This is a genomic window from Marivirga sp. (assembly GCF_035704835.1).
Taxonomy (GTDB): Bacteria; Bacteroidota; Bacteroidia; order Cytophagales; family Cyclobacteriaceae; genus Marivirga.
The window spans coordinates 50,452-64,692 of sequence record NZ_DASSWQ010000072.1; the positions used below are offsets into that span (position 1 = coordinate 50,452).

General features: G+C 35.3%; 10 protein-coding genes. All 10 read left to right on the top strand.

Going from position 1 to position 14,241, the window contains the following annotated elements; genetic code table 11:
* The first annotated feature begins 399 nt into the window (after nucleotides 1-399).
* The 10 genes from VFM92_RS11930 to VFM92_RS11975 all read left to right on the top strand — a co-directional run bounded on the left by VFM92_RS11930 (nucleotide 400) and on the right by VFM92_RS11975 (nucleotide 14,206).
* The gene (locus VFM92_RS11930; RefSeq protein ID WP_325122454.1) at nucleotides 400-3,225 is read left to right on the top strand and encodes a PD-(D/E)XK nuclease family protein; all 2,826 of its coding nucleotides are present in this window, start codon (nucleotides 400-402) and stop codon (nucleotides 3,223-3,225) included.
* A gap of 133 nt (nucleotides 3,226-3,358) precedes the next feature.
* Nucleotides 3,359-3,799 (top strand): peroxiredoxin, encoded by a 441-nt coding sequence (locus VFM92_RS11935; protein WP_325122455.1) that lies wholly within the window; start codon nucleotides 3,359-3,361, stop codon nucleotides 3,797-3,799.
* Between the two features lie 76 nt (nucleotides 3,800-3,875).
* Entirely contained in the window at nucleotides 3,876-4,307 is a 432-nt protein-coding gene (locus tag VFM92_RS11940; RefSeq protein WP_325122456.1) for an HYC_CC_PP family protein, read from the top strand.
* A gap of 80 nt (nucleotides 4,308-4,387) precedes the next feature.
* Entirely contained in the window at nucleotides 4,388-8,221 is a 3,834-nt protein-coding gene (locus VFM92_RS11945) for an efflux RND transporter permease subunit (protein ID WP_325122457.1), read from the top strand.
* On the top strand, nucleotides 8,211-9,488 hold the full coding sequence (locus VFM92_RS11950; protein ID WP_325122458.1) for a TolC family protein: 1,278 nt from the start codon (nucleotides 8,211-8,213) through the stop codon (nucleotides 9,486-9,488). The genes VFM92_RS11945 and VFM92_RS11950 overlap by 11 nt, the downstream gene beginning before the upstream one ends.
* Nucleotides 9,478-11,178, top strand: a complete 1,701-nt coding sequence (locus tag VFM92_RS11955) for an efflux RND transporter periplasmic adaptor subunit (RefSeq protein WP_325122459.1) — start codon at nucleotides 9,478-9,480, stop codon at nucleotides 11,176-11,178. The genes VFM92_RS11950 and VFM92_RS11955 overlap by 11 nt, the downstream gene beginning before the upstream one ends.
* A 54-nt stretch (nucleotides 11,179-11,232) precedes the next feature.
* The gene (locus tag VFM92_RS11960) at nucleotides 11,233-12,459 is read left to right on the top strand and encodes a permease (protein ID WP_325122460.1); all 1,227 of its coding nucleotides are present in this window, start codon (nucleotides 11,233-11,235) and stop codon (nucleotides 12,457-12,459) included.
* 110 nt (nucleotides 12,460-12,569) lie between these two features.
* The gene (locus VFM92_RS11965) at nucleotides 12,570-13,097 is read left to right on the top strand and encodes a DUF3347 domain-containing protein (protein WP_325122461.1); all 528 of its coding nucleotides are present in this window, start codon (nucleotides 12,570-12,572) and stop codon (nucleotides 13,095-13,097) included.
* 148 nt (nucleotides 13,098-13,245) lie between these two features.
* Entirely contained in the window at nucleotides 13,246-13,569 is a 324-nt protein-coding gene (trxA, locus tag VFM92_RS11970) for a thioredoxin (protein ID WP_325122462.1), read from the top strand.
* A 217-nt stretch (nucleotides 13,570-13,786) separates the two neighbouring features.
* A complete protein-coding gene (locus tag VFM92_RS11975) occupies nucleotides 13,787-14,206 on the top strand; it encodes a DUF5606 domain-containing protein (RefSeq protein WP_325122463.1) in 420 nt (139 codons plus the stop codon).
* Nucleotides 14,207-14,241: the final 35 nt, after the last annotated feature.

Sequence of the window (14,241 nt, forward strand, 5' to 3'; positions counted from 1 at the left end):
TCGCAAAGCCGCAGAGGCGCAAAGTTTCCGAAAATGAAACTTATCATTATCTCCCTTGAAGTTCAGTTTATAAGACAGTAATTGATAAATAACAGTCTGGTGAAATTTGTTCTGTGCGAGCGGGAGGGAAGACAAAAAGGCGGGGTGCGCGTAGTTTGTAGCGTGGAAGCATCTTTTTGTCTTGAATTTTTGTTCAAGCAAAAAGAAAGTAAAGTAATTTTGAAATGCTAATGAATAATTAACTTGAAGACTGAAATCATGGTAAATTTTATCAATAAGATTTCTGTATCCTAAGACTATTCCGAATTTCGGAATCAAAAAAGTACGTGTCTTTTAGATATATGGAAGTAAAGGTAGATTTCTTTCAATAACATCTAAAAAGAGTCTCATTATAAAACTATGCAAAACACATTTTTAGAAGAAGTTGCTAACTCATTATATAATCAATTAGGAAAAGACATTTCAAATTACACCGTCATTTTTCCCAATAGACGTGCTGGTCTGTTTTTTAACAGAGCTTTACGAAAACTAATTGACCAACCCATTTGGGCACCTGAAGCCATGGCGATTGAAGATTTCGTTCGTCAAAAAAGTGATTTTGCAGTCCCTGACCAGTTGTCCTTGATTTTTTCCCTGCATGAGGTTTTCCAAAAACATGCGCCATTTAAAGAGGATTTTGAGCAATTCTATTTTTGGGGTGATATGCTTGTAAAGGATTTCAATGATGTGGACCATTATATGGCAGATGCCCGGCCGCTATTTTCTAATTTATTGGAGTGGAAAAAATTAGCAGATACTGATTTCTTAACAGAGGAACAGATTCAGTTAATCGAAAAATTCTGGAAAAGCTTTGAAGCCAAGCCTAAAGATGCTCAGGAAAAATTTACTCGAAATTGGAATATTCTTTATCCGGTTTATCAGGACTTTCGACAGAAATTGAAGGAAGAGAATCAGGCTTATAATGGGATGTTGTATAGAGATTATGCCGAGAAGTTGAAGGCTGGAGAATTGCAGATTTCTGGTAATCTGATTTTCGCGGGTTTTAATGCATTGACTAGGACAGAAGAAATTATTATTTCGGAGGCTGTAAAGCAAGGTGCACAGATTTTTTGGGATATGGATACCTATTATGCGGCTCCGGAAAGCGCCGTGCAAGAGGCGGGTAACTTCTTCAGAGAATACTCAAATCATACAATTTTGGGTAAAACTTTTCCTGATGAATTACCAAATAGAATTCTTGAGGAAACTCCTCAAATCAATATTACGGAAGTAAAAGGAAATATAGCTCAAGCAAAATTTTTAGGGCAATTGCTCTCAGAACAAAACATAGAACAGCCTGAAAAGACGGCTATCATCCTGGGGGATGAAAGTTTGCTTTTTCCTGTTTTGTATGCGCTCCCAGAAGAAATCCAGAAAGTGAACGTCACGATGGGATATCCACTTCGTTTTGCCTCCATTTATCAATTGATGAATATTTGCTTATATCTTCAAAAAAATAAAAGGGTAGAAGCTGAAAAAACCACTTTTAACCACAGAGATGTTCTAAAAATCTTAAAGCATCCATTTGTTGGAAACCTGTTGGGAGAAGGAGCTAAAACGAAAATCCATCATATTGAAGCCAATAACATCATTCGATTGGAATTAAAGGATTTGTTTGAAGAAAATGAAGAAGAAAATCCGCTATTAGAGATTTTGTTTAAGGATGGTTCTGACAACTATTTTTTATATCTAAGAACCATTTTACAGTACGTGCATCAAGAACAAATAGAATCCACAGAGCAGGAATTTATTGCTGAAATATATAAGCAAATCAATCAGTTGGAACAAATCATCCGTGAGTTCAAATTGACTTTGGATATCAATGCTTTTATCCGTTTGTTCAATCGTATTATTCAATCCATCAGAGTTCCGTTTTCAGGGGAGCCATTAGAAGGAATTCAAATTATGGGAGTTTTGGAATCTCGTAATCTGGATTTTGACAATATTTATTTCCTCAGCATGAGTGAGGATAATTTTCCTGGTGGAGCCAACAGTCAATCCTTTATACCTTACAACATCCGAAAAGCTTATGGATTACCCACTTTAGAACAAAGAGATGCAATCTATGCGTATTTGTTCAATCGACTTTTGCAGCGTTCGAATCACATGCATTTGATGTATAATAGTGATAACAGTGGTGGAAAAGGTGGTGAGCCTAGCCGTTATTTGTTGCAATTGCAATATGAACTGGGTATTCAAACGAAAAAAGTGCAATTACAAAGTCTAAATCAAGACCCTCAAGCAGCTTCTCCAGTTCCGATTACAATTGAGAAAAATGAGTCAATATGGAAGATTTTGAAATCTTATAATCACGATAAATCTCTATCAGCATCTGCCTTGAGAACGTATCTGAATTGCAGGTTGCAGTTTTATTTCCGCTATTTAGCAGGTTTGAAAGAAAGAGATGAGGTAAGTGAGGATTTAGATGCAGCTGATTTTGGAAATATTCTTCACCATGTGATGGAGAATATATACGAGACGGTTTTAAACCAAAAATTGGATGCAAATAAAATAATCCTTTTAAAGAAAGAAATAGACTCTTTCATTAAGCAAGAATTTGCAGCGCTGTATGGGAAAAAATTAGAGGTTGCAGATTTTGAATTTGAAGGTAGGAATATCATAATACGAGATGTGGTGAAACGAATGGTCATCCAAATTCTAAATTATGATGTTCAAATTGCTCCTTTCACTGTAAAAAAAGTAGAAGGAGAATTTCAATATGAAGTCCCACTGGATGATGGACAGAAAATTAAACTTCAAGGATCTATTGATAGATTGGATGAAAAGGATAATAGTATCAGAGTAATCGATTATAAATCTGGTGGCGATGAAGTGAAATTCCCTGATGTAGAAAGTCTATTCGACCGAGACCATAAAAACAGAAATGGTGCGGCAATGCAAACGCTTTTCTATTCTTATTTATTCATAAAAAGTGCTGATTATGATGGAGTGAAAAATGTCGTTCCAGGATTATATAACGGAAAGGGTTTGTTTAAGTCAGATTTTTCCGAAAAATTAAAATTGAACGGAAATGAATTGAATAATGCGGAGCTTTTAATGAATGATTTCGAAAATGGGTTAAAAGATATTTTATCTGAAATTTTCAGCAGCGAGCAGCCTTTTGGGCAAACTGAAAAGCTTGAAAACTGTACTTATTGTGCTTACAGAACAATCTGCAACCGGTAAAAAAAAGAAAAGCAACACGTTTTTCTACGTGTTGCCAAACCTAATTGAACATGAAAACTAAATTGTTATCTGAATAACTCAGAATAAACTATTTGAATTTGAAATAGTTTTATCGATAATTAAAAAAAATAATATGCCTTTAAAAGTACAGCAAAAAGCGCCTGATTTCGAATTAAAATCCACCTCGGAGACTCCCTTTAAATTATCCGAACAAGCAGGAGAACCCATTATTCTATTTTTTTATCCTAAGAATTTTACAAAAGTTTGTACCGCTGAGGTTTGCGAATTTAGAGACGCATTTTCTGAATTCAGAAACTTGAATGTTAAGGTGGTGGGTATAAGTCAGGACACCATTTCTTCTCACCATAAATTCAAAAAGGAAAATAAGTTACCTTTCGAATTACTCAGCGATCCTCAAGGGAAAGTAGCCAAGCTCTTCAAAGCAACCATACCTGTAATAGGCATGAATAGAAGGATTACTTACCTGTTGGATAATGATTTAAGGATTAAAGCAGTTTATGAAAATATGTTTACAGCTGATCAACACGTAAAACAGATGATAGAGAATATGTAGATTGTTGCTTTTCAGTTAATTATAATATTTTTTAATTCGAAAAAACCTTTTAAATTTACATTCGTAATAAAGTATCGTGTTCAAACAAAAATCCATATTAGCCCTTTTACTCTCTGTGTTGATTCTAAGCACTAGCTTAGGAGCAGTGATGTATAAGCATTTTTGTGGAGATACTTTACAGGAAGTTGCTTTTGCTGAACCTGACAAACACTGCACACACCATGCTGAAAGCAGTGAACTACCTCCATGTCATCAACATGAGGCTGAAAAGGAAGGCTGTTGTAAAACAGAATCACAGAAAATAGCTGTTGAAGACATTCAGAAACAAAAAGAAAACAATTCTATTTTAAAATCTGGTGCTTCTTTTGTTTCTGTTATTTACGTCTTAGTTAATTATCTATTTTCCAATCCGTTAGATTCACAGGCGCAATCATCAATCCTAATTTTTGACAGTCCACCACTGTACAAAGCACCTTTTCAAATTCTCTATCAAAGCTTCTTGATTTAATATAACCATTGTTTTAAACGATTAATCGAAGGGAAATATCCATCGATAGTAATTTCTATGTTTAAATCAATGGCTTTTTTATGTTAAATCGAATCATTAAATACTTTTTATACAATAGGCTAGTTACCTTTTTAATATTATTAACCTTTATTGGTTGGGGATTGGTGACGGCACCCTTCAACTGGGATACAGGATTTCTTCCAAAGGATTCTGTGCCTGTTGATGCTATTCCGGATATTGGTGAAAATCAGCAAATAGTTTTTACTGATTGGCCTGGTCGCTCACCTCAAGATATAGAGGATCAAATCACCTATCCGATGACTACCACCCTTTTAGGGATTTCTGGTGTGAAATCAATCCGTAGCACTTCTATGTTTGGCTTTTCAATCATCTATATCATTTTTGAAGAGGGTGTGGAATTCTACTGGTCAAGAAGTAGAGTTTTGGAAAAATTGAATGCGCTACCTGCCGACTTATTACCAGAAGGTGTACAACCTAAATTGGGGCCTGATGCCACAGGTTTAGGACAGGTTTTTTGGTATACATTGGAAGGTAGGGATTCTGTAGGAAATGTGACTGGAGGATGGGACTTAAATGAATTACGGTCGGTTCAAGATTATTATGTGAAATTGGGTTTGAGTGGTACTTCAGGTGTATCAGAAGTAGCTTCCATTGGTGGATTTGTGCAGGAATATCAAATTGATGTAAACCCTGATGCATTAAAAGCCTATAATGTTGGCCTCGATCAGGTAATGATGGCTGTTAAAAATTCTAACCGTGATATTGGTGCCAAAACTTTAGAAATCAATCAGGTAGAGTATTTAGTGAGAGGTTTGGGCTATATTGAATCTATTGAAGATATAGAAAATTCAGTAGTTAAAGTAACAGACAATAAGCCAGTTCTTATCAAGGATTTAGGAAAAGTGTATTTAGGCCCTGCAGAAAGAAGAGGTATTTTAGATAAAGGAGGAGCAGAAGTTGTTGGAGGTGTTGTAGTAGCCCGCTATGGTTCAAATCCATTGCAAGTAATAAAAAACACTAAAGCAAAAATACAAGAGATTTCTACTGGCTTGCCTGAAAAGATCTTGGCGGATGGCACGGTCAGTAAACTTACTATTGTGCCTTTTTACGACCGTACCCAATTGATTAATGAAACCATCCACACCTTGGAAGAAGCTCTTTCTCATGAAATACTGATTAGTATAATTGTTATTCTTGTATTAGTTCTAAACCTCAGGGCTTCCATCATTATTTCTAGTCTGCTTCCTATCGCGGTATTAATGACATTTATAATTATGCGCTATCTCGGGGTAGATGCCAATGTAGTGGCACTTTCTGGGATTGCCATTGCCATTGGTGTCATGGTAGATGTAGGGATAATTTTTGTCGAAAATATCATAAGACATCTCGAGAAAAAGAAAAATTCAGGGGCAAAAGGTGACCCATTATTAGCAGTTATTTACAAAGCTACGGTAGAAGTAGCTCCTGCAGTGGTTACAGCATTGGCAACTACCGTCATTAGTTTTCTACCGGTGTTTTTTATGGAAAATGCAGAAGGCAAGCTTTTCAAGCCTTTGGCCTTTACGAAAACATTTGCCTTGGGAGCTTCCTTCTTCATAGGCATAGTTATTTTGCCTATGTTTGCCTATTTCGCCTTTAATATCAAGCTACAAAAAAAGCGAATTGTAAGAATTTGGAATATTATTCTAATCCTAGCAGGACTATTTTTAGCCATTTACTTTAGTTTTTGGCTACCTCTAGCACTGGTTTTTATTGGCGTTATTAGGTTGTTGGAAGAATTCAATCCTCAATTTCTAGGTAAATATTCTACCCAAATAACTTTAATCATCATACTAGCAGTAACTGTGTTTTTTTTAACGCAGGAATGGGTGCCTTTGGGTCATCAAAAATCATTGCTTTCTAACTACCTATTTGTAATTATTTTATTGGCCATTACGCTTTTAGCTTTAATGGGAATAGTGAAATACTATCGTTACATCCTCAATTGGTGTTTAAATCATAAGCTTGCTTTTATGATGGTTCCTGTTTTCACTATCTTATTTGGAATCATGATTTGGTTAGGCTTTCCTAAAATTTTCGGGTTTGTAGCCAATGGTTTTGATAAAATAGGATGGGATATAAAATCCACCAAAGCTTGGAGTAGTATGGCGCATACTTTCCCAGGTGTAGGTAAAGAATTTATGCCTTCACTCAATGAAGGTAGCTTTTTGTTAATGCCTACTTCAATGCCACACGCTGGTATTGAAAACACCAAAGAAACGCTTCAGAAGCTAGATATGGGGGTTAACTCCATTCCTGAAGTGGAAATGGTAGTCGGTAAACTGGGAAGAGTTGAGAGTGCGCTTGATCCTGCTCCCATTTCCATGTACGAAAATGTTATTAATTACAAATCTGAATATATGCGCTCTGAAGAGGGTGATTTGATAAGTTTCAGGGTAGATGAAGATAATCGATTTATCACAAATTCAGGAGACTCGCTTACAAATGAAGAGGCAATTCTAGCTGGTATAAGTAAAGAGGATTTGATTATTGATGAAGACGGTAGATACTTTAGAAATTGGCGTACTCAAATTGAAAATCCAGATGATATTTGGGATGAAATTGTGAAGAAGACTAAACTGCCTGGAGTAACCTCTTCACCTAAGTTGCAGCCCATAGAAACACGTTTAGTGATGCTGCAAACTGGTATGCGTGCACCAATGGGGATTAAAGTCTACGGTCCTGATTTATTAACTATTCAGGAATTCAGTTTTCAGCTGGAGGATTTATTGAAAGAAGTGCCTTCAGTAAAATCTGAAGCTGTTTTTGCAGATAGAACGGTAGGAAAGCCTTATTTAGAAATAGATATCAATCGAAATGCCATTGCTCGCTATGGTTTAACCATAGAAAGTGTACAACAAATACTAGAAACAGCAATAGGAGGAATGCCTTTGACTAATACAGTAGAGGGTCGCGAGAGGTATGCTGTTCGAGTGCGTTACCCACGAGAATTGCGCAATGATCCTAAAGCATTGAGAAATATTTTAATTCCTACTCCCACCGGAGCACAGATTCCCTTAGGCCAATTGGCTGAATTGAAATACACCCGAGGTCCTCAAATGATTAAAAGTGAGGATACTTTTTTGGTAGGCTATGTTTTATTTGACAAAAGAGATGACTTTGCAGAAGTGAATGTGGTAAATGATGCACAGGCCTATATTCAGGAGAAGATTGATAACGGAGAACTTAAAGTTCCTGCAGGTGTCAGTTATAAATTTTCAGGTAATTATGAAAATCAAGTGCGAGCGGTAAAACGATTGGCTATTGTTATCCCAATCAGTTTACTCATTATTTTCCTCTTATTGTATTTTCAATTTAAAACGGTGATTGCATCAACTATTCACTTTTCAGGCGTATTTGTAGCCTTTGCAGGTGGATTTATCATGATTTGGCTTTATGGGCAACCATGGTTTATGGATTTTGCGGTATTTGGAGTAAACCTGCGGGATTTATTTCAAATGGGCACCATCAACTTAAGTGTGGCAGTTTGGGTCGGATTTATTGCTTTGTTTGGAATTGCCACAGATGATGGTGTTTTGATGGGTACTTATATACATCAGGTTTTTGAAAAGAATAATCCTCAGACAGTCAGCGAAGTGAAATCTTCGGTAATGGAAGCGGGTTTAAAAAGGGTAAGGCCAGCCATGATGACCACAGCAGTTACTATAATTGCTTTATTTCCTGTATTAACATCTACAGGTAAAGGTTCAGATATTATGGTGCCAATGGCAATCCCAATTGTGGGTGGTATGATCATACAGATCATGACCATTTTTGTAGTACCCATTTTGCAGGCGCAATGGAGAGAATCTGTTGTAAAAAGAAATATGAAAATAAAAGACGATGAGAATTGATATCATAAAGATTCGATATATGAAAAGACTAGGGATTTTCATTTTGTTAGCCATATTTTCAATCATTAAAAATGATGAAATAAAAGCGCAATCTATTGAGGTTTATTTGCAGATGGCAGCAGAAAACAATCCTCAATTACAATCTGCTTATGCAGAATTTGAAGCGGCATTACAGCAATCGCCACAAGTGGCATCATTGCCTGATCCTACCTTAACCATAAGTGCCTTTGGACGCATGATAGAAACTCGTGTGGGCAGGCAAGAAGCTCGTTTTAGTTTTATGCAGATGTTTCCTTGGTTTGGGACCTTAAATGCAAAGAAGAATGCAGCTGATCTGATGGCAGAATCTGAATTTTATAAATACTTGGATCAAAGAAACGAGCTGTTTTATCAAATAAAATCGGCATATGCAGAAATATATGCTTTGGATAAAACCATTGATTTGCAAAATGAACAGCTTAAAATTCTAGATTCCTACAAAGAATTAACGCTTAGCCAGTATAAAAGTGCCAATGCTCCAATGGTCAATGTGGTGAAGATTGACATTAAGCAAGATGAATTACAGACTGAAATTGAATTGTTGAATGAAATGAAACATACAATTCAATCACAATTTAATTTATTGCTTAATAGAGATGTGTTAGAAGAAATCCAGATACAGGATACTATAATTTTTGAGACGACAGCTATTTTAAACAGTGGAAATTTTATGGATCACCCTGCTGTGGAAGCTTTTTCGATGCGTCAGGCTTCCTATGAAAGTCAACAGACTATAGCAAAAAAAGAAGGTTTGCCGATGATTGGCTTAGGTTTAGATTATTCCATTATTTCTCGCAGAGATGTTGCCAACCTGGAAGGTAATGGTCGTGACGCAATTATGCCCATGCTGACACTCACTTTACCTATTTATCGAAAAAAATATAAAGCATCAATAAAACAAGCGGAGCTAATGGGTGAAAGTGTTGAAAAGGCACAAGCCGGGCTTTTAAACGAATTAAAAAGTGATTATGAAGCGGCTAAATATGATTTATTGAAAGCCGAAAAGAGGTTGAATTTATATGACAGACAGACCCAAAGTGCTGAAAGGGCATTGAATCTTTTATTATCAGGTTTTAGCAATTCAATCAATACTTTTGATGAGGTATTGCAAATGAATCAGGATTTACTCGATTATCAGATACAAAAAATTGAAGCAATAAAGGCTGGCTTAACAGCTGAGGCAAGAATTGATTATTTATTTTCTAAGAAAGAAGATTATGCAAACTAAATATAAAAACATATTGAAAATTATTGGTGTACTGGCTTTAGGTATTTTATTGGGCTGGTTGCTATTTGGTGGTTCATCATCGAACGAAAAAAAAGAGCATACTCATTCCGAAGTTGAAGAAAACACAACCTGGACATGCTCTATGCACCCTCAAATTAAAAGGAATGAGCCAGGAGATTGTCCTATTTGTGGTATGGACTTGATTCCAATGTATGAGATGGGTAACGAAATGGATCCAGCAAGTTTTGAAATGAGCGAAAACGCTATGAAATTGGCTAATATTCAAACCATTACCGTGGCTAAAGGAGAGTTAAGTCGAAAAATCAGGCTCAATGGTACAATTGAGATAGATGAGCGAAATTCTTATACACAGTCTACCCATATTCCGGGCAGAATTGAAAGATTAAACATAAATTTCACAGGAGAAAAGGTGAGAAAAGGTCAAAACTTAGCTATTGTTTATTCTCCTGAACTAGTAACAGCGCAAGAAGAATTATTACAAGCGCAGAGCATGAAAGATACATATCCTGAGTTATTAGATGCAGCCATAGAAAAGCTTAGACGCTGGAAAATTGGTCAAGATCAAATCGATAGAATTTTACAGAATGGAAAGGCTTTGGAAAATTTTCCAATCCAGGCAGATATTAATGGAATAGTAACTGAAAAAATGGTTGAACTAGGAGACTATGTAGAAAGAGGTATGCCTATATATGAAATATCAGATCTTTCCACAGTATGGATTATGTTTGATTTGTATGAAGAGGAATTGAAATGGGTAAAAGAGGGTAGTGAAATTGAATACAGTGTAAATGGATTACCTGGACAGACTTTTCAGGGTACCATTAGTTTTATTGATCCTTTGCTGGATGCTCAAACCAGAGTAGCTTCTGCCAGGGTGGAGGTAGCCAATAAAGATGGCGTTTTAAAGCCTGAAATGTTTGTTTCAGGTGTAGTGCAAGCCAAACAAGCTGCGGACAAAGAGAATATTGTAATCCCTAAATCATCTGTACTGTGGACAGGTGAAAGATCAGTTATCTACGTAAAAGAAGATGGAGCTTTTAAAATGCGTGAAGTTACGTTGGGTGCATCATTAGGTGATTCTTATGCTATAAAAGAAGGTCTTGAAATAGGAGAGGAGATAGTTTCGAATGGTACTTTCACCTTAGATGCTGCTGTACAGCTTTCTGGAAGACCAAGTATGATGAATAAGGGAAGAGAAGTGGAGGAACGATTTGAGATTTCTAATGAAGCAAAATCCGAATTGAATCCGCTGTATACAAAATATTTTGAACTTAAAGATGCCTTAACGCAAGACGATTTTCAAACTGCTATGACAAAAGCAAAAGAGTTGAAAACGGTCTTTGAGGAAATTGATATGACAGCATTTCAGGAAGATGCTCACGAAAAATGGATGGACTCTCATGAAACGATGAAGAAAGTGCTGGAACATATTCATCACCATAATAATATTGAAGATTTACGGAAAAATTTTATTGCCTTATCGGATTGGATGATTCAATTGACAGAAATTTTCCATCCGATTTCCGAGACCCTTTATTTACAACATTGCCCGATGGCAGATAATGATCAAGGAGCGGATTGGCTGAGCAAAGAGGAGGAAATTGTGAATCCGTATTTTGGGGAAAGCATGTTGGGTTGTGGAGAGGTAGTGGAAAAAATTGAAAAATAGAATGTTTCTTTATTTTATATAGATGAAGTGTTTTTTTGTAAAAAAAATAGTTAAATGGATAATTTTTTAAATAACTGGGGAGAGGCGGCTTATACTTCTATCGGATTTTTTTGGATGGCTTTATGGGCCTTTGTATTAGGATATGCCATTAGTAGCTTAATTCAAATTTTTGTTACTGAAGAAAGAATGCAGAAAAGTATGGGCGCAGATAATAGCAAAAGTGTATTTTTAGGGACTTTCTTTGGCTTCATCAGCAGCTCCTGTAGCTTTTCTGCCTTAGCTACTTCAAAATCATTATTTCAAAAAGGAGCTAGCTTTATTTCTTCCATTGCCTTTTTATTAGCATCAACAAACTTAGTTATAGAGTTAGGAATCATTATTACTGTATTTCTGGGCTGGCAATTTGTTGTGGGCGAATATGTAGGAGGAATATTACTGATTTTAATCTCCTGGCTTTTAATACGAATTATCAATCCTAAAAAGCTTATTGAGAAAGCCAGAAAAAATTTAGATAATTCTAGCGATGATGATGATTCAGAAGTGAAGCCACTTCAGAAAAAGCTAAAGTCAGCAGAAAGCTGGGCTAAAGTAGGAAAGCAATATGGGATGGAATGGAAAATGGTGTGGAAAGATGTAACCGTTGGATTTACCATTGCTGGTATTGTTGCAGCATTTGTTCCAGATTCTTTTTTTCAAACCTTATTTATTAATTCTGGTGAAGGACAAAGTTCATTTTCATTTTTTACATTATTAGAGCACGTTATTGCAGGACCAATTGCAGCATTTTTAACCTTTATTGGGTCTATGGGAAATATTCCATTGGCTGCATTACTTTATGGAAAAGGAGTGAGTTTTGCAGGAGTTATTGCATTCATTTTTAGTGATTTAGTGGTGTTTCCGGTGCTAAGAATCAATGCAAAATATTACGGTTGGAAAATGTCCTTCTTTATTTTGTTTTTACTTTTCACCTCGCTGGTTGTTACATCATTAGTATTACATTATGGTTTCAATCTTTTTGATATGTTACCTGATCCTGCTGCAGGGAAAAGCATTACGGATAAAGACCATTTCCAATTGGATTACTCTTTTTATTTGAATATAGTATTTTTAATTATTTCAGGTGTTCTGGTTTATTTGGGATTCTTCAAGGGAAAAGATATTATGCATCACAAAGAGATGGCCCCTAAAAGTCCTCTTTTAGAAAAAGTCCTTAAATGGGTTGCATTCGCTAGTTATTTATGGTTAACGGGTGGTATTATAGTAAAATACTTTGTACTGTAAATGAGTTAATATAAACCAATTAGTTTTTAGTAAACTAAAAATGATACCTGATTTAGAATATTTATTGACCAATTAGTAGTAACTTTGTAACTATTGTAAATAAAAATAAAATGAAAAATTTAATCTTAAGTTTAGTAGTGTTTGCAGTCTTAACTGCAGGCTGTTCACAAGGCGAGAAATCAGAAAATCAAACTGCAAAAGACGAACCCAAAGAAGAAAAAGTAATGCAAGCTTCAACTTCTGATATAAGTTCAGAGCAATTGAAAAGTATTTTATCTTCTTATTTTAGTGTGAAAGATGCATTGGTTAAGACAGATGCAATGGAAGCTAAATCTGCATTGGCTAAACTTTTAGAAAGTTTGGATGCTGGAATGGAACAAATGAAATCCTTAACTAAGCAAATGCACGAAAAAGAAAATGTAGAGGAGATTCGTTCCGACTTTGATGATTTGAGTCAACAAATTTACGTTTTGGCAAAAGAGAATGCGAACAGCAGGGATCAAAAAATATATAAGCAATATTGTCCGATGGCATTTAACAATGAAGGTGCTTTTTGGTTAAGCGCTCAAGAAGAAATTCGTAATCCTTATTTTGGGGATAAAATGCTGAAATGCGGTAAAGTTCAGGAAGAGCTTTAATAATTACTTTGGAACCTGATAGGTTAAGGAAGTATTAGAAAAACGAAAGTTGCAGATGTGACTTTTGTTACGAAAATAGAAATAGATGTAGCAACATTTTTTTCTATCTTTACGTTTTAAATTCAGAAATAGATAAATAAAAAATAAGATGGCAAGTACTGTAGAAATAACTGATAGTAATTTTGAAGAAATATTGAAATCAGATCAGCCAGTTTTGGTTGATTTCTGGGCAGAATGGTGCGGACCTTGTAAAATGATTGGTCCATTAGTGGAAGAGTTAGCTGGAGATTATGACGGCAAAGCAGTAATCGGAAAAGTAAATGTTGATGAAAATCCAAATATGTCTGCTAAATTCGGTATCAGAAGTATCCCAACTTTATTAGTATTTAAAGGGGGAGAAGTAGTTGATAAACAAATTGGAGCAGTTCCTAAGCAAGTTTTAGCTGATAAGATTAATGCTCAAATGGCATAATTTATCTTAAACATTAAAAAGTTATGAAGACTGTCTTAGAAATAGGGCAGTCTTTTTTATTTTATTGAGTTTTAAAGTATCGCTATAAGGTTTTTAAATTAGATTATTTTTATTTGTCAGCGTATTAACATCAAATTTGCTTTAAAATCTAGCTCTCATTTTTGTGAAAACGGAAATGTTTGCATTAAATTCGTCCATCATTTTTAAGAAGAAAAACATGGAGTTAAAAGATATAGCATCAGTAACAGGTAAAGGTGGTTTATATAATGTTGTAAAACCTTCCAGAACAGGCGTAATTTTAGAATCACTAGATGAAAAGAAGCAAAAGTTAGTAGCTCATGCTCATGATAAGGTTTCTATTCTGGATGAGATATCAATTTATACCACTGATTCTGAGGGAAATGTGCCCTTGCAGAAGATTTTCAATACTATGCACGAAGAATTTGGAGATGATTTAGGTATCGATAATAAATCTTCAAAAGAAGAAATAATGTCTTTTTTGAAGCATATTTTACCTAATTATGATGAAAATCAAGTTTATCCATCGGATGTGAAAAAGTTAGTCACTTGGTATAATGCAATTTTAAAAGAAGCCCCCGAAGTCTTAACTGCGAAAAAGGAAGAAGAGAAAAAGTAAATAGATATTAAGCAAATTAGATCCGTTCAGATAAT